Source organism: Shinella sp. HZN7, assembly GCF_001652565.1.
GTDB classification, from domain to species: Bacteria; Pseudomonadota; Alphaproteobacteria; order Rhizobiales; family Rhizobiaceae; genus Shinella; species Shinella granuli.
This window is the reverse complement of the sequence record NZ_CP015736.1, coordinates 854,479-870,571: the sequence shown is the minus strand read 5'-3', so window position 1 is coordinate 870,571 and position 16,093 is coordinate 854,479. Positions and strand designations below refer to the sequence as shown.

14 protein-coding genes are annotated in these 16,093 nt (G+C 66.8%); 12 read left to right on the top strand and 2 right to left on the bottom strand.

The annotated features are described in order from the left end of the window. The first annotated feature begins 70 nt into the window (after positions 1–70). From shn_RS04205 to shn_RS04195, 3 genes are all read left to right on the top strand, one after another. Positions 71–1,132 (top strand): DnaJ domain-containing protein, encoded by a 1,062-nt coding sequence (locus shn_RS04205; RefSeq protein WP_064329295.1) that lies wholly within the window; start codon positions 71–73, stop codon positions 1,130–1,132. Positions 1,133–1,264: 132 nt separating this feature from the next. Next, the gene (fabI, locus tag shn_RS04200; protein ID WP_064329294.1) at positions 1,265–2,083 is read left to right on the top strand and encodes an enoyl-ACP reductase FabI; all 819 of its coding nucleotides are present in this window, start codon (positions 1,265–1,267) and stop codon (positions 2,081–2,083) included. 29 nt (positions 2,084–2,112) lie between these two features. After that, positions 2,113–2,694 (top strand): histidine phosphatase family protein, encoded by a 582-nt coding sequence (locus shn_RS04195; RefSeq protein ID WP_064329293.1) that lies wholly within the window; start codon positions 2,113–2,115, stop codon positions 2,692–2,694. Between the two features lie 18 nt (positions 2,695–2,712). On the opposite strand, the gene shn_RS04190 is transcribed toward shn_RS04195, so the two are convergent. Continuing rightward, positions 2,713–2,973, bottom strand: a complete 261-nt coding sequence (locus shn_RS04190; RefSeq protein WP_064329292.1) for a DUF1344 domain-containing protein — start codon at positions 2,971–2,973, stop codon at positions 2,713–2,715. Positions 2,974–3,273: 300 nt separating this feature from the next. Here shn_RS04190 and shn_RS04185 point away from each other — a divergent pair, with 300 nt between their 5' ends. The 4 genes from shn_RS04185 (at position 3,274) to shn_RS04170 (ending at position 10,187) form a co-directional block, all read left to right on the top strand. Further along, complete coding sequence (locus tag shn_RS04185) at positions 3,274–6,828, top strand: EAL domain-containing protein (protein ID WP_064329291.1); 3,555 nt, start codon at positions 3,274–3,276, stop codon at positions 6,826–6,828. 106 nt (positions 6,829–6,934) lie between these two features. Further along, a complete protein-coding gene (gene aroC / locus shn_RS04180; protein WP_064329290.1) occupies positions 6,935–8,032 on the top strand; it encodes a chorismate synthase in 1,098 nt (365 codons plus the stop codon). 10 nt (positions 8,033–8,042) lie between these two features. Then, positions 8,043–9,143 (top strand): 3,4-dihydroxy-2-butanone-4-phosphate synthase, encoded by a 1,101-nt coding sequence (ribB, locus tag shn_RS04175; protein WP_064329289.1) that lies wholly within the window; start codon positions 8,043–8,045, stop codon positions 9,141–9,143. Between the two features lie 84 nt (positions 9,144–9,227). After that, positions 9,228–10,187: a hypothetical protein gene (locus shn_RS04170; protein WP_064329288.1), complete on the top strand. Its 960-nt coding sequence runs from the start codon at positions 9,228–9,230 to the stop codon at positions 10,185–10,187. On the opposite strand, the gene shn_RS04165 is transcribed toward shn_RS04170, so the two are convergent. Then, entirely contained in the window at positions 10,184–11,383 is a 1,200-nt protein-coding gene (locus tag shn_RS04165) for a winged helix-turn-helix domain-containing protein (RefSeq protein WP_064329287.1), read from the bottom strand. The two genes, shn_RS04170 and shn_RS04165, sit on opposite strands and share 4 nt — an antisense overlap. Positions 11,384–11,563: 180 nt before the next feature. Here shn_RS04165 and shn_RS04160 point away from each other — a divergent pair, with 180 nt between their 5' ends. From shn_RS04160 to shn_RS04140, 5 genes are read left to right on the top strand one after another with little or no spacing between them, the layout of a single operon-like run. Further along, the gene (locus shn_RS04160; RefSeq protein WP_064329286.1) at positions 11,564–12,244 is read left to right on the top strand and encodes an energy-coupling factor ABC transporter ATP-binding protein; all 681 of its coding nucleotides are present in this window, start codon (positions 11,564–11,566) and stop codon (positions 12,242–12,244) included. Then, a complete protein-coding gene (locus shn_RS04155) occupies positions 12,238–12,843 on the top strand; it encodes an energy-coupling factor transporter transmembrane protein EcfT (protein ID WP_064329285.1) in 606 nt (201 codons plus the stop codon). The genes shn_RS04160 and shn_RS04155 overlap by 7 nt, the downstream gene beginning before the upstream one ends. A 36-nt stretch (positions 12,844–12,879) precedes the next feature. Continuing rightward, entirely contained in the window at positions 12,880–13,443 is a 564-nt protein-coding gene (locus tag shn_RS04150) for a biotin transporter BioY (protein ID WP_064329284.1), read from the top strand. Between the two features lie 4 nt (positions 13,444–13,447). Next, on the top strand, positions 13,448–14,935 hold the full coding sequence (locus tag shn_RS04145) for a class I adenylate-forming enzyme family protein (RefSeq protein WP_064329283.1): 1,488 nt from the start codon (positions 13,448–13,450) through the stop codon (positions 14,933–14,935). After that, positions 14,913–16,088 carry a thiolase family protein gene (locus tag shn_RS04140; protein ID WP_064329282.1) on the top strand — a complete coding sequence of 392 codons (1,176 nt, stop codon included), beginning with the start codon at positions 14,913–14,915 and terminating at the stop codon, positions 16,086–16,088. The genes shn_RS04145 and shn_RS04140 overlap by 23 nt, the downstream gene beginning before the upstream one ends. Positions 16,089–16,093: the final 5 nt, after the last annotated feature.

The following is a 16,093-nucleotide window of genomic DNA, read 5'->3' as shown; positions in this document are numbered from 1 at the left end:
TCTGGCCCGTAACCAGTGATTAGGACGTTCGCCACTATCATGGCCGACAAAACGGCAACGGGTGGAAGTTATGCGTGACCCCTATTCGGTGCTTGGCGTGAAGCGGAACGCCGGGCAGGAGGAAATCAAGGCGGCCTGGCGTTCGCTGGCAAAAGCCGTGCATCCCGACCAGAACCACGACGACCCCAACGCCACCGTGCGCTTCACGGAGGCCGGCCGCGCCTACGACATCCTGCGCGATCCCGACAAGCGCAGCCGCTACGACCGCCAGCAGCGCGAGGCCGAACTGCGCCGCATGGAGCAGATGCGCCGCCAGCAGGCCGAGCGCAAGGCAAGGAGCGAAGCCCCGCCGCGCATGTCGAACGAGGATGCCGAGGACATGATCGCCCGCATCTTCGGCGTCGATTCGCGCGGCCAGCCGGCGGAAGCCAAGGCTCAGGCGCAATCGCAGGCCCAGCCCCGCCCGCAGCAGCAGGCGCAGGCGGCCGCCGGCCCCGCACAGGACGCCCGCAAGGCAGCCGACGAGCCGGAGGCGGAAGAGGCAGCGCCAAGCCGCAGCCTCGCCCCGGCGGCCAACCTCATCTCCGCCATCATCCGCCGCATCCGCGGGAGCCGCGCCAAGGCGGAGACGGCACCGGATTTCGTCGCCGACGTCACCGTCAGCGTCGAGGACATCCTCAACAAGGTGCGCCCGACGCTCGAGACGCCGGACGGGCAGACGCTGCGCGTGCCGGTCGGCGCGGGCTCGACGGACGGCCAGGTGATCCGCCTCAAGGAGACCGGATATCGCATCGAGGGCCTGAGGCGGGGCGATGCCGTGATCACCCTGCGCGTGGCGCCCGGCCGCTTCCGGGTCGACGGTTTCGACCTCAAGGTGGATTTGCCGGTGACGATCGAGAATGCCGTTCTCGGCTGCGAGACCACCATCGACGGCCCGCTCGGGCCGCTCGCCGTGACGGTCCCGGCCTGGTCGGGCTCCGACCATCAGATCCGCATTCCCGGCGAAGGCCTTCTCATGGAAAACGGCGAGCGAGGCGATCTCGTCGCCGAAATCCGCCTTCTCCTGTGGGAAAAGCCCGACGACAAGATGATCGACCTGATGCGCAGCCTGCGCGAAGGCCTTTATCTTTGAGCTCTTTGTGACGCTTTCGTAAAACATGCACCCATTGTTACGGGTGCTAACAGTTCCTGAACCCTCCCGCGCTTGAACGCCATTGCCGCCTATGCCATAGGCAAATCTGACTTAAGTATCAGGGGGCAAACCATGGTTCAGGCATCTGGTCTGATGAAGGGCAAGCGCGGCGTCATCATGGGCGTCGCCAACAACCGTTCCATCGCCTGGGGCATCGCCAAGGCTATCCACGCACAGGGCGGCGAGATCGCCCTGACCTATCAGGGCGATGCGCTGAAGAAGCGCGTGGAGCCGCTGGCCGTCGAGATCGGCGCCGTACTGGCCGGCGATTGCGACGTTTCCGACGAGGCGTCGATCGACGCCGTCTTCGAGAACATCGAGAAGACCTGGGGCAAGATCGACTTCCTCGTGCATGCCATCGGCTTTTCCGACAAGGACGAACTGACCGGCCGCTACGTCGACACGACGCCGGGGAATTTCGCCAAGACCATGCAGATCTCGGTCTATTCCTTCACCTCCGTCGCCCGTCGCGCGGAAAAGCTGATGACCGATGGCGGTTCGATGCTGACGCTGACCTATTACGGTGCAGAGAAGGTCATGCCGAACTACAATGTCATGGGCGTCGCCAAGGCCGCGCTGGAAGCGAGCGTGAAGTATCTCGCCGTCGACCTCGGCCCGAAGAACATCCGCGTCAACGCCATTTCGGCCGGCCCGATCAAGACGCTCGCGGCCTCCGGCATCGGCGACTTCCGCTATATCCTCAAGTGGAACGAGTACAATGCGCCGCTGCGCCGGACCGTCACCATCGAGGAAGTGGGCGATGTCGGCCTCTACCTCTTGTCCGACCTGTCGCGCTCGGTGACCGGCGAGACCCATCATGCGGACAGCGGCTACCATGTCGTCGGCATGAAGGCGGTCGACGCGCCCGACATCTCCGTCGTCAAGGACTGATACGAACGTCCACCCCGAGGTTTCCCGCCTTGCTCATCTACATGATCCGTCACGGCCAGACCGCGTGGAATGCAGAGGGCAGGCTGCAGGGGCAGAAGGACATTCCGCTGAACGAGACCGGCCGCCGCCAGGCGGCCGGCAACGGCGCCGCCCTCAAGGGCATTCTCGGCGCCACGGTTGCCAGTTTCGATTTCGTCGCAAGCCCGCTGGGGCGCACGCGCGAGACGATGGAAATCCTGCGCCGCGCCATGGGGCTCGATCCCCTCGCCTACCGCACGGACGACCGTCTCGTCGAAATCTCCTTCGGTGATTGGGAAGGCTATACGCTGCCCGAGCTGATGGCCGAGGCGCCGGCGCGGGTCGAGGAACGCAGCCGCGCCAAATGGAACTTCATTCCGCCCGGCGAGGCGGCCGAAAGCTACGAAATCCTCTCCTGGCGCATCGCCTCCTGGCTTGCCGATGTCACCCGGCCGACGGTCTGCGTCAGCCATGGCGGCGTTTTCCGCGCGGCCTTCCGGCTGAATGGCATGGACGAGGAAGAGGCGGCCAACACGCCGATCCACCAGGACCGCCTGCTGCGCATCGACGCGACGGGCATGCACTGGCTTTGAGAGGGCCTGCGCCCGCTTTTACTGGACGATCTCGAGATCGTTGATGACGCGCTTGCCATCGACTTCGGTATAGAACACCAGCACCTTCACACCCGGTTCCAGCCCGTCGAAATTGAACTCTTCCGGTGCCTGGTACTTCTTGCCGTCATCAAGCGAGAGGCTGAGATTCGTGGTATCGACATTCGTGATCACGGCCTCAACGTCGGCGCTCTCGGCCGAGGCGGCGAGCGGCGAAAGGAAAACGGCCGTGGCCATCAGCGCGGCGATCAGAAAGCGCATCTTGCATATCCCTGGAAATGAATCAGTCTTTTTACCGGTCATGTCAGATGCCCCCCAAATATGGCGAAATTCGCCCGCCCCCGCGTGCCCTGGTGGAATGGATGGCCGGAAAGATCATGCGAATCAAGGCGGGCCGCCCGCTCATCCCCGGAATTGTCGGACAAAAGCGGCGCAAGGCCCGGAATGCTGGCGCGCGCCGCTCTCTCGTATCGGGACGGAAATGCAAGTATTTCAGTTGCTTATAAATTCAATCTTAAGGAAGCCTCCCGTACCGTTTTGCGACCATCGGGGATCATCTTTTTGCACGTTCCAGCCGCCCTTCGCCACGCCCTGGCGTCCATAGCAGAATGGGCGAAACCGTCGCTCGTTCCGGCGGCGATTGCCGGCAGCGTCATCCTGACGGCGGGCATCGTCTACGAGCGGCAGAACGAGCGCGTCTATCGCAACGAACTGCAGAACCATGTGGCGGGCGACCTCGCGCTGGTCGGCGCCCGGCTGCAGAGCCAGGTGAACGGCAACGTGGCAGCCCTGCGCTCCGTCGCCAACATGTTCGCGGTGGCGCCGGAGCAGGCCACGCTGCAATTCAACGTCTTCGCCCGCAAGCTGATGCTGCAGAACACCCATTTCCGCCGCGTCGGCGCCGCGCCGGAAGGCAAAGTGCGGCAGGCCTTCCCGCTCGACGGCAATCAGCACTATCTCGGCACCGATTTCAACCGCTTCCCCTCCTTCCGCCGGGCCGCCCAGATCGAGCGGTCGCGCGGGCGCCCGCTGATGTTCGGGCCGGTGCAGTTCGCCAGGGGCGGCCGCGGCTTCAACCTCTTCATACCGGTCTTCACCACTGTCGACGCGCGGCACCATTTCTGGGGCTACATCGACGGGCTGATCGACGAGCGCAAGCTCTTCACCGATGCCGGCCTCTTCGAACCCGACCAGCCCACACTGCACATCGCACAACGGCACAAGACCGATATCCAGCTCGCCATCCGCGATGTCAGCGTGCCCGACAATATCGTCGACCCGTTCCTCGGCGATGCGGAGGTCTTCGAGAAGGATCCCGTCCTGCAGACGCTGGATTTTCCGGGCGGTCGCTGGCAACTGGCGGCCATCCCCTCCAGGGGCTGGCATCATCCGCCGGAAAACCTCACCCAGATCCGGCTGATCATCGTGGCGGCCGCGCTCGTCATCATCGTGCCGATCTTCCTCACCGGCGGCCTCGTCAGCGAGCGCCAGCGCAACATCGCCCGGCTGCGGGCACGCGAGCGGCAGGTGCAGTCGCTCTCCCAGCGCCTCGACATCGCGCTCGATGCCTCCAAGATCGGCATATGGGAAGTCGAGCTGTCGACCGGCGCGCGCAACTGGGACGAACAGATGCACCGCCTGCACGGCTTCCCGGAAAACGAGACGCCGAACGACCAGGAATGGCGCTCCGTCCTCCACCCCGACGACGTCGCCAGCGCCAAGGGCGAGATGGACCGGATCCGCGCCGGCGGCAACGACTACAAGTCGCAGTACCGCATCCTCATGCCCGACGGCAGTTGGCACCACATCCGCAATGTCGGCTCGCGCCTCACCGGCCCGAACGGCGAGGACAAATTGACCGGCATCAGTTGGGACGTCACCGAGGACGTGCTGCTGAACGAGGCGCTGAAACGCGCCAAGGAACATGCCGAGATACAGAATGCCGAGCTAGCCAAGCTGACGCAGCGTCTCGATCTCGCGCTCGATTCCTATGAATGCGGCCTCTGGGAGGCCGACCTGGAGGACGGGCTGACGCTGTGGGACGACCGCATGCACCAGCTCTACGGCATCACGAACACCGGCGAGCGCATCACGCACGAGACCTGGATCAACGCCATCCACCCCGATGACCGCGAGGAGGCTGAGGGCAAGGCCGCCCGGACCATCGACGAGAACGTGCCCTATTCGCGCACCTCGCGCGTCGTGCATCCGGACGGGTCCGTGCGCCATGTCCAGTCCGTCGGCAAGCTGCATATCGGGCAGGACGGCCGCCGCAAGCTGGTCGGCCTCGCCTTCGACGTCACCGAAGACATGCAGATGACCGCCCGCCTGCGGCAGGCCAAGGAACAGTCCGAACGGCAGAACGCCGAACTGGAACAGACCAGCCGCCGCCTCGACCTTGCGCTCGATTCCTACCAGTGCGGCCTGTGGGAGGCCGATCTCGACCTCCGCCGGACCTACTGGGACGAGCGCATGCACCAGCTCTACGGCCTCGTCTTCACCGACGGCATCGTGACGCACGAGGAATGGCTCGCCGCGATGCATCCGGACGACCGGGCAGCGACGGTCGAGACCGTCAACCACTGCGTCGAGCACGACCTGCCCTATATGCACGAGGCCCGCGTGGTGCTGCCGGACGGCGAGATCCGCCATGTCCGCTCCGTCGGCAAGGTGCATCACGGCCAGGACGGCGGCCGCAAGCTGATCGGCCTCGCCTTCGACGTCACGGAAGACGTGATCCTGAAGGAAAACCTGAAGGCGGCCAAGGAACAGGCGGACGCCAAGAACATCGAGCTGGAACAGGCCAAGGTCCGCATCGAGCACAATGCGCTGCACGACCCGCTGACCGGGCTCGGCAACCGCCGCAAGCTCGATGACGAATTGACGGACATCGCCACGCGCAGCGAGACGAAGGATGCCCGCGTCGGCATCCTGCACATCGATCTCGACCGCTTCAAGCAGATCAACGACACACTCGGCCATGCCGCGGGCGATGCGCTTCTCGTGCATGCCTCGCAGGTGCTGCGCGCCTGCGTGCATGCCGGCGACCTCGTGGCGCGCATCGGCGGCGACGAATTCGTCGTCGTGGTGACCAACACGACCGACCAGGTCTATCTCAGCGCGCTGTCGCGCCGCATCATCAGCCTGATGCAGCAGCCCGTCGAATATGAGGGCCATCTCTGCCGCTTCGGCGTCAGTATCGGCATCGCCCTTGCCGAGGGCCGGTCGATCGACACGGCCAAGCTGCTCGTCAATGCCGATATCGCGCTTTACCGCGCCAAGGCGCTCGGGCGCAACCGGCACGAATTCTTCACCGAGGCGCTGCAGGCCGAGATCATCTCGAACAAGCGCATCGCCGACGACATCCTGGCCGGCATCGAGAACAACGAGTTCGTGCCCTACTACCAGCCGCAGATCGACGCGGGCACGCTCAAGCTCGCCGGCGCCGAGGCGCTCATCCGCTGGAACCATCCGCGCGAGGGCCTGCTGACGCCCGACCACTTCCTGAAGATCGCCGAGGACCTCAACGTCATGGCGACGCTCGACCGCATCGTCCTGGAAAAGGCGCTGCTCGATTGCGCGCGCTGGGCGGCGCAGGGACTGATCATGCCGAAGATCTCGGTCAACGTCTCGGCCCGGCGCCTCAGGGACGAGAGCCTGATCGACAGCCTGACGGGCCTGTCCATCCAGCCCGGCCAGATCGCCTTCGAGCTGGTGGAATCGATCTTCCTCGACGAGAGCGACGACGTGGTGCTCGCCAACCTTGAACGCATCAAGGCACTCGGCATCGACATCGAGATCGACGATTTCGGCACTGGCCATACCTCCATCGTCAGCCTGCTCAAGCTGAAGCCGAAGCGGTTGAAGATCGACCGCCAGCTCGTCGCGCCCATCCTCACCGCGCGCAACGAGCAGGCGCTGGTGCGCTCGATCATCGAGATCGGCCGCTCGCTCGGCATCGAGATCGTCGCCGAGGGCGTGGAAACGATGGAGCATGCCGAAATGCTCGGCCTGCTCGGCTGCGACCTCCTGCAGGGCTACGCCTTCGCCAGGCCGCTCTCCCGCGACGCCTTCCTCGCCTTCGGCAGCGAAATGCGGTGGAAGCTGGCGTCCTAGGGCCCGGGACAGCGCCAAAACCGCCTCACCCACGCGAAACCCTTGTCCCGACCCCACCTTTTCCCCTAAGAGAGGGCGCACTTTCCTGTGGGGTCCGGTTCCGCTCATGTCGCACAATACCTTCGGTCATCTCTTCCGCGTCACCACCTGGGGCGAAAGCCATGGGGCCGCGCTCGGCTGCGTGGTGGACGGCTGCCCGCCCGGCATCCGCTTCACCCTGGCCGAACTGCAGGCCTGGCTCGACAAGCGCAAGCCCGGCCAGTCGCGCTTCGTGACGCAGCGCCGCGAGGACGACCTCGTCAAGGTGCTGTCGGGCGTGATGATGGACGACGACGGCGAGACGATGATCACCACCGGCACGCCCGTATCCATGCTGATCGAGAACACCGACCAGCGCTCCAAGGACTACGGCGAGATCGCCCGGCGCTACCGCCCCGGCCATGCCGACTACACCTATGACACCAAATACGGCATCCGCGACTATCGCGGCGGCGGTCGCTCCTCCGCCCGCGAGACGGCGGCGCGCGTCGCCGCCGGCGGCCTTGCCCGCAAGGTGGTGCCGGGTCTTTCCGTGCGTGCCGCGCTGGTGCAGATCGGCAAGCACAGGATCGACCGCAGCAACTGGGACTGGAACGAGGTCAACAACAACCCGTTCTTCGCGCCCGACCCCGCCATCGTGCCCGTCTGGGAGGACTATCTCGACGGCATCCGCAAGGCCGGCTCCTCCATCGGCGCGGTCGTGGAGGTCGTCGCCGAAGGCGTTCCGGCCGGTATCGGCGCGCCGATCTACGGCAAGCTCGACCAGGACATCGCTTCGCTGCTGATGTCGATCAACGCCGTCAAGGGCGTGGAGATCGGCGAGGGTTTTGCGAGCGCGGAACTCACCGGCGAGGAGAATGCCGACGAGATGCGCATGGGCAACGACGGCAACCCGATCTTCCTGTCCAACCATGCCGGCGGCATTCTCGGCGGCATTTCCACCGGCCAGCCGGTCATCGCGCGCTTCGCCATCAAGCCGACCTCCTCGATCCTCACCGAGCGCCGCTCGATCGACGCCGACGGCAACAATGTCGATGTGCGCACCAAGGGCCGGCACGATCCCTGCGTCGGCATCCGCGCCGTGCCGATCGGCGAGGCGATGGTTGCCTGCGCCATTGCCGACCATTATCTCCGTGACCGCGGCCAGACGGGCCGTCTGAAATAGGAACCTTGCCATGAGCTACGACCAGACCCGCGTCGTCGATGCCATCCGCGCCTTCGAGGCCGGCGAGATCGTCGTCGTCATGGACGACGACGGCCGCGAGAACGAAGGCGACCTCATCGTCGCCGCCGTGCACTGCACGCCGGAGAAGATGGCCTTCATCGTGCGCCACACGTCCGGCATCGTCTGCACGCCCATGCCGCGCGAAGAGGCCAAGCGCCTGAACCTCAACGCCATGGTGGCGGAGAACGATTCCGCGCACACCACCGCCTTCACCGTCTCCGTCGACTTCAAGCACGGCACGACGACCGGCATTTCGGCCGACGACCGCACGCTGACCGTGCGCAACCTCGCCAATCCCAATGTCGGCCCGACGGATTTCGTGCGTCCCGGCCACATCTTCCCGCTCGTCGCGCGCGAGGGCGGCGTCCTCATGCGCTCGGGCCACACGGAGGCCGCCGTCGACCTCTGCAGGCTCGCCAGCCTGCCGCCGATCGGCGTGATCAGCGAACTCGTCAACGACGACGGCACCGTCATGCGCGGGCCGCAGGTCGCGCACTTTGCCGAGCAGCATGGCCTCAAGCAGGTCTCCGTCGCCGACCTCATCGCCTATCGCCAGCGCAAGGAAACCCTGATCGAGCAGGTCGGCGACTTCGACGTCGACACGCCCTACGGCAAGGCGAAGGCGCTGACCTACACCCTGCCCTGGGACCCGATGCAGCACCTTGCCGTCGTCTTCGGCGACATCCGCGACGGCGTGGACATTCCGGTGCGCCTGCATCTCGAAAATGTCGGCGGCGACGTTTTCGGCGCGAACCGCCAGATCGATGCGATCATGAAGCGCATCGCGGAACAGGGGCGCGGTGTCATCGTCTACCTGCGCGAGGGCTCCGTCGGCGTCGGCCAGTCCTCGACCGCCCGCAAGGGCAAGCATGACCGCGAAGGCCATGACGAGGCGCAGGCGCGCGAGAGCGAATGGCTGGAAATCGGCCTCGGCGCGCAGATCCTGAAGGATCTCGGCATCTCCTCGATCCGCCTGATGGCCTCGCGCGAGCGCCACTATGTCGGCCTCGAAGGCTTCGGCATCAAGATCAGCGCCACCGACCTCTGCTGAGCCCGAATATACGGCCTCCCCGAAACGTCTGCCTTTCACGCGGCGATCGGGGACCGCCGGATTTTCTTGGGGGATGACAGGGGCATGTGGGATTTCAGCATCGGCAGGACCATCGGCATCCTCACCAAGACCATGCCGTTCATCCTCCTGCGCATGGTGATCTACTTCGTCATCACGCTCGCCTTCATCCTCGCCACGGGTGCCGGGGCCGGCATCGGCTACGGCGTCGGCTCGCTCAGCGAAAGCCCGGAATCCTATGCCGTCTGGGGCGGCTTCATCGGCATGGGCTTCATCGCCACCGTCGTCTACTGGGCGCGCGAATGGCTGCTCTACATGGTCAAGGCCGCCCATATCGCCGTCATCGTCAAGCTGATCGACGGCGAGGCGCTGCCGGATGGCAAGGGCCAGGTCGCCTATGGCCGCGAGATCGTCACGGCCCGTTTCGGCGAGGCGAACGTGCTCTTCGCGCTCGACCAGCTCGTCAAGGGCGTGATCGCCGCCATTACCGGGCTCATCGGCGGCATCGCCGCCTTCCTGCCGATCCCCGGCCTCGATGCCATCGCCCGCTTCGCCAACACGGTCATCCGCCTGTCGCTGACCTATGTCGACGAGATCATCCTCGGCTACAACATCCGCACGAACAGCGACAATGCCTGGGACAGCGCCCGCCGCGGCCTCGTGCTCTATGCACAGAACGGACTGACGATGGTGAAGAACGCCGTCTGGCTCGCCGTCTTCCTCTGGGTGCTGTCGATCGTCGTCTTCCTGCTCGCCCTCGCCCCCGCCGGCGCGATCCTCTACGCCTTCCCCGGCGAGATCGCGGGCTACGCCTTCGTCGTCGCCATCGTCTTTGCCTGGGCCTTCAAGGCCGCCGTGCTGGAGCCCTTCGCGATCGCCGCGCTGATGGCGGTCTATTTCGACACGATCCGCGGCCAGGTGCCCGACCCGGAATGGGACGCCAAGCTGACGGGCGCTTCGGAAAAATTCCGTGCGCTCACGGAAAAGGGCAAGGCCGCCTTCGGTGGACGGCCGGTGACGGCCTAACCCGTCTCCCCGCGCCAGCCGTCGAGATAACGCACCGTCTCCACGCCGGCGAACTTCGCCACGCGCGCCAGTTCCGCGTCCAGCTTTTCCAGCCGGCCCGTGGAGGCGCGGACCTTCGGCTCCCACCACAGCCGCTTGACGTCGAGCGTGCCGGCCTTGCGGTCGGCCTTCATGTCGATGCGGCCGACGAGGCGGTCGCCTTCGAGCAGCGGGAAGACATAGTAGCCGTATTGCCGCTTCGGCTCCGGCACGAAGATCTCGATACGATAGAAATAGCCGAACAGCCGCTCGGTGCGGTTGCGGTCGCGGATCAGCGGATCGAAGGGCGAGAGCACGCGCAGGCGCGCGGGCGGATCGGGAACGTCGCCGAGACAGGCCGGGAAATCGGCGAAGGCATGGGAGGCGCGCGGCTTGCCGCCATCCGCCGGCACGATGGCGACGGGGCGCAGTTCCTCGCGATGCGCCTCCACCCAGGCCCTGGCCTCGTCCGGCGTGATCAGGGCCCAGAAGGCGGCGATCTCGCCATGGGTGGCAAAACCCAGCCGTTCCAGGGCGCTGCGGCAGGCCCAGTCGACGAAGGCGTCGTGCTCGACATCCGGCGCATGGTGATGGGCCGGCAGCACGCGCTCGACGAGGTCGTAGACCTTCTGGAAATTCTCGCGCCGGGCGATCGCCAGCTTGCCGGTGTGCCAGAGATATTCCAGCGCCGTCTTGTTCGGATGCCAGTTCCACCAGCCGCCCGACTTGTGATCGTCGGCCTTCAGATCGCGCGACAGCACGGCGCCGCCGAAGGCGATGCGCTCGTAGGTCTCGTCGAAGGCCTTGTCGAAGCCTTCCCCCTGCCATTTGCGCCAGCGCTCGGCGATCGAGGCCTCCTTGCGGCGGAAGCGATGTTTCCAATAGCGGAAGAAGGCGCTCGGAATGATGGAGGCATCGTGCGTCCAGTGTTCGAAGAGCTCGCCGTCCTTTTCCAGCAGCGCCGTCAGGTGTTCGCGCCGGTAGGTCTGGTTGCGCGAGAACAGGATCTGGTGATGCGCCCGCTCCACCGTGGCGATGCTGTCGACCTGCACGAAGCCGATGTCGTGGATGAGGTTCAGCAGGTCCGCCTTGCCGAGAAGGCGGCCGGGCGGTGCGCTCAGGCCTTGCCGGGCGAGAAAGATACGCCGGGCCTCGGCGTTGGAGAGGAGAATCGTCATGGTGGATGATAGGCACATATTCTTGGTTTGTTCCACCCGATTTCGACAGGAACGCGGGATCGGGCGCTTTGCCCCTTGCCGGATTGTCGCTTATCGCACGGACCGGTGCGGAAAACCTCTTCGCAGGTGCGGTAGAATTGCCTATAGCTCCCCCACCATCCACGAAACGGGACCCCGCTTTTGGATATCGTCTTCTCCGCCGCAACGGTGACCTATGCCGGACGCGCCGCGCTTCATCCGCTCACGCTTGCGCTGAGCGAATCGCGCATCGGCGTCGTCGGGCTCAATGGATCGGGCAAGACCACCATGGCGCGGCTGATCAACGGCCTCGTCAAGCCGACGGGCGGCACGGTGACGGTCGACGGGCTGGACACGGTGGCCGACGAAGCGGCCGCGCGCGGCAAGACCGGCTTCATCTTCCAGAACCCGCAGCACCAGATGATCCTGCCGATCCTTGCCGAGGACATCGCCTTCGGCCTCAAGAACCGCGGCTTCGGCAAGGCGGAGATCGCCGAGCGGACGGAGGCGGTGCTTGCCCGCTTCGGCATATCCCACCTGGCGCGGCGGCGCGTGCACGAGCTTTCCGGCGGCGAGACGCAGCTCGGCGCGATCGCCAGCGTGCTCGTCACCGGGCCGGACCTCTTGATCCTCGACGAGCCGACCAACCAGCTCGACCTGAAGAACCGCGCGCTTATCGAGCGCACGGTGGCGGGCCTGCCGGAGCAGGTGCTCGTCATCACGCACGATCTCGCGCTGCTCGACGGTTTCGACCGGGTGCTGGTCTTCCACGAGGGCCGGCTTGCGGCCGACGACCGGCCGGCGGAGGCGATCCGCGCCTACCGGGAGATCGCAGCATGCTGAACGGGCTCGACATCGAGGGCGATTCGCCGCTGCACCTGATGCCCGTGCGCGGCAAGCTGGTCCTGCTCTTCGCCGCCGCGATCGGGCTCTTCCTGATTGCCGACCTGCGCATCCTCGTGCCGGCGCTCGGGCTTTCCGCCATCCTCTACCTTTCGACCGGCATCGGCCTTGGCGAGGCCTTGCGGCGCGTGCGCTTCGTGCTTTTCACGGTGCTGCTCGTCGCGGCCGCGAACTATGCCTTCCATTCGCTGCACGAGGCGCTGGTCGTCCTCTGCCGGCTGAGCGCGCTGGTCCTGCTCGCCGCCGCCGTCACCGCCACGACCTCCATCTCCGCCTTCATGGACGAGATCACCCGGCTCCTGACGCCGCTCGAACGATTCGGCTTCGTGCGCGCGGCCGATGTGAGTCTCGCGGTCGGCCTCGTCATCCGCTTCGTGCCGGAGATCTTCGCGCGTTACGGCGAGATAATCGATGCGCACCGGGCGCGCGGCCTGCCGGTCCGGCCATTGACCACCCTCGTGCCGCTCATCATCCTGACGCTGAAGGACGCCGACACGATCGCCATGGCGATTGACGCGCGCGGCTTTCGGCGGCACTAAGCATTCGACCCAATTTTGTCCACCGGGGAACCTGACATGACCACCAGAGACATCGTCCTCGTCGCTCTCTTCGCCGCGATCATCGTGGTGCTGGGCCTGCTGCCGCCGCTCACGCTCGGCTTCATTCCGGTGCCGATCACCGCGCAGACGCTCGGCGTCATGCTCGCCGGCTGCATTCTCGGCGCAAGGCGCGGCGCGGCGGCGGTGCTGCTCGTGCTGCTGCTCGTGGCGATCGGCCTGCCGGTCCTGTCGGGCGGGCGCGGCGGCCTTGCCGTCTTTGCCGGGCCGACGGCCGGCTATCTCGTCGGCTGGTTCTTCGGCGCCTATGTCTGCGGCCTGATCGCCGAGCGCTTCGCGAAGGAAGACCAGCCGGAGCTGGCGCAGTTCCTCACCTTCCTTGCCGCCTCCGTCGTCGGCGGCATCGCGGTCGTCTACCTCTTCGGCGTTCCGTGGCTCGCCTATATGAGCGGCAAGGCCTTCTTCGAGACGGCCCTCGCCTCGCTCGTCTTCGTGCCCGGCGACCTCATCAAGGCCTTCGTCGCCATGCTGGCCGGCCGCGCGGTGCTCGCCGGCTATCCGCTGCTGCCGCAGCGCGCCTGAGCCGATGCCGCTTTCCGGCGCCCTCGAACGGCACGCCGCCGAAAGCCCCTCAAACCCGGCCTTCCACCTGGAGGACCGGGTTCTTTCCTACGGCACGCTCGCGGCGACCGCCCGGCGGTTCCACGCCGTCTTCGCCGACCTCGCCCCGCAAGGCCGCAGCGCCATCGGGCCGGAAAACCGGCTGGTCGCGATCATGACCGGCAACCACGCGCTCTTTCCCGCCGCCTTCGCGGCCGCCACGGCCGGCGCCAACTGCGCCGCGCTGATCGATCCGCATCTGCCGGAAGCCCAGCGCCAGCGCCTGATCCGGAAAATCGACCCCGACCTTCTTGTCATGCCCCATGGAGCGGAGCTTTTCGTGGAGAGCCGGCACGGCGATGCGTGGGACGTGATCGCCGAAAGCGCCGCGCTGGACGCGCCGCCCCTGCCGGAAGGGGCAGCCGACGATCCGTTCCTCATCGTCTTCACCTCTGGCACGACCGCCGATCCGAAACCGATCATCCGCGACCGACGCTCCTGGCGGACCAGCCTTGCCACGGGGGCGCCCTTCTTCGGCATCGACGAAACGGTGAGCACCTATGCTCCCGGCCCCCTCGCCCATGGCCTTGCGCTCTATGCGATGATCGAGACGCTGCTTGCCGGCGGCGCGTTCCATTCTGCCGCGCATTTCGATCCGGATGCCGCGCTGGCGGCGATCGGGGCGAATGCCATCCGCCGCCTCGTCCTGGTGCCGACCATGCTGCGCCGGCTCGCCGCGGAGCCGCCGGTGACCGGCGTCACGGCCATCACGATTGCCGGTGCGAAATTGACGGCGACGGACCATGCGCTCTGTGCGGCGCATTTCCCCAGGGCGGCGCTGCGCGAATATTACGGCGCCTCCGAACTCGGCTTCGTCACCGTTACCGCGCCGGGCGAGGCCGCCTCCTCCACGGCGGTCGGCAGGGCCTTTCCGGGCGTCAGGATCGCCGTGCTCGACGATGCCGGCAGGCCGCTGCCGGCGGGCGAGACGGGCACGGTCTTCGTCGAGAGCCCGCTGGTCGCGACCGGCTATCTCGGGCAGGGCGACGGGGCGGGACTTTCCCGCTTCGGCGCGCGCGCGACCGTCGGCGACCTCGGCTTTCTGGAGACGGACGGCATGCTGCACCTGCTCGGCCGCTCGGGCGGCATGGTGCTGTCCGGCGGCAACAACATCTATCCTTCGGAGGTGGAGACGGCGTTGTGCGACACCTGCCTCGTGCGCGCCGCCCATGTCTTCGGCATCGACCATGCCGATCTCGGCAGCGAGCTCGTCGCGGTGATCGAGCCGGAACGGCCGGGCCTGACGCCCTGGGCGCTGACGGCCGCGCTCTCGGAATTCCTGCCGCGCTACAAGCAGCCGCGCCGCATCTGGCTGTGCCGCGCCATGCCGGTGACGTCCTCCGGCAAGGTGGCGGCGAAGACCGTGCGGCAATGGGTGGCGGAGGAGAGCGATGCGCTCGACCGTTTCCTCTGACCGTATCCCCGTCGTCGCCGCGGCCTTCCGCACGCCGATCGGCCGCATCGGCGGCATGCTTTCGGCCATCGAGCCGGCCAGCCTCGCCGTGCCGCTCATCCGGAAAATCCTTGCCGAGACGGGACTGCGGCCGGACGCCGTCGACGACGTGATCCTCGGCAATGCCGCCAACAGCGCGGGCAATCTCGCGCGCCTTGCCGCGCTGGAGGCGGGCCTTCCCATTTGCGTGCCCGGCATGACGGTGGACCGGCAATGCGGCTCCGGGCTGGAGGCGATCGCGCTGGCGGCGCGGCTGGTGCAGGCGGGCGCCGGGCGCTTCTACCTTGCCGGCGGTACCGAGAGCACCAGCCGCGCCCATCTGCGCTTCCGCCCGCCGTCAACGCCGGGCGGCGCGCCCGAGCCGCTCCGCCGCGCCCGCATGGCGCCGGATACGGTGGGCGATCCGGACATGGGCATCGCCGCCGAAAACGTCGCCGCCCATGCCGGCATCAGCCGGGAGCGGCAGGACCTTTTCGCGCTCGAAAGCCATCGCCGCGCCGTAGCGGCCCAAAAGGCCGGGCGCTTTGCCGGCGAGATCGTGCCGGTCGACACGCCCGCCGGCACCGTCTCCCGCGACGAATGCCCGCGCGAAAACACCGCGCTGGAAAAACTCGCCGCGCTGAAGCCCGTCTTCCGCCCCGACGGCACGGTGACGGCGGGCAATGCCTGCCCGGTCAATGACGGCGCCGCCGTCGTGCTTGTCACGTCGCTCACCGAGGCGCAGAGGCTGGGCCTGACGGTGCTGCTGGAAATCGTCGACAGCACGGTCGCCGGCGTCGATCCGAACCTGCTCGGCCTCGGCCCCGTGCCGGCCATGCAGAAGCTCGCCGCCCGCCATCCCGGCCTTGACGCCGCGCGCGTTCCCTTCATCGAATTCAACGAAGCCTTCGCGTCCCAGGTGCTCGCCAGCCTCGATGCGCTCGGCATCGATCCCGCCGCCGTCAATCGCGAGGGCGGCGCGCTGGCGCTCGGCCATCCCTATGGGGCCTCCGGCGCGATCCTCGTCACGCGGCTGTTCGCGCAGATGCGGACGGCGGAGGCAGGCGCCGAGGCGCTTGCCATGATGGGCATCGGCGGCGGCATGGGGATCGTGACGCTTTTCCGGAAACCGTGAGGGGA

Excerpts from the sequence above, each read along its gene's own strand:
- shn_RS04145 (WP_064329283.1), top strand. The coding sequence starts at position 13,448 with ATGCCGCTTTCCGGCGCCCTCGAACGGCACGCCGCCGAAAGCCCCTCA.
- ribB (WP_064329289.1), top strand. The coding sequence starts at position 8,043 with ATGAGCTACGACCAGACCCGCGTCGTCGATGCCATCCGCGCCTTCGAG.
- shn_RS04165 (WP_064329287.1), bottom strand. The coding sequence starts at position 11,383 with ATGACGATTCTCCTCTCCAACGCCGAGGCCCGGCGTATCTTTCTCGCC.
- shn_RS04170 (WP_064329288.1), top strand. The coding sequence starts at position 9,228 with ATGTGGGATTTCAGCATCGGCAGGACCATCGGCATCCTCACCAAGACC.
- shn_RS04150 (WP_064329284.1), top strand. The coding sequence starts at position 12,880 with ATGACCACCAGAGACATCGTCCTCGTCGCTCTCTTCGCCGCGATCATC.
- shn_RS04155 (WP_064329285.1), top strand. The coding sequence starts at position 12,238 with ATGCTGAACGGGCTCGACATCGAGGGCGATTCGCCGCTGCACCTGATG.
- shn_RS04205 (WP_064329295.1), top strand. The coding sequence starts at position 71 with ATGCGTGACCCCTATTCGGTGCTTGGCGTGAAGCGGAACGCCGGGCAG.
- fabI (WP_064329294.1), top strand. The coding sequence starts at position 1,265 with ATGGTTCAGGCATCTGGTCTGATGAAGGGCAAGCGCGGCGTCATCATG.
- shn_RS04140 (WP_064329282.1), top strand. The coding sequence starts at position 14,913 with ATGCGCTCGACCGTTTCCTCTGACCGTATCCCCGTCGTCGCCGCGGCC.
- shn_RS04190 (WP_064329292.1), bottom strand. The coding sequence starts at position 2,973 with ATGCGCTTTCTGATCGCCGCGCTGATGGCCACGGCCGTTTTCCTTTCG.
- aroC (WP_064329290.1), top strand. The coding sequence starts at position 6,935 with ATGTCGCACAATACCTTCGGTCATCTCTTCCGCGTCACCACCTGGGGC.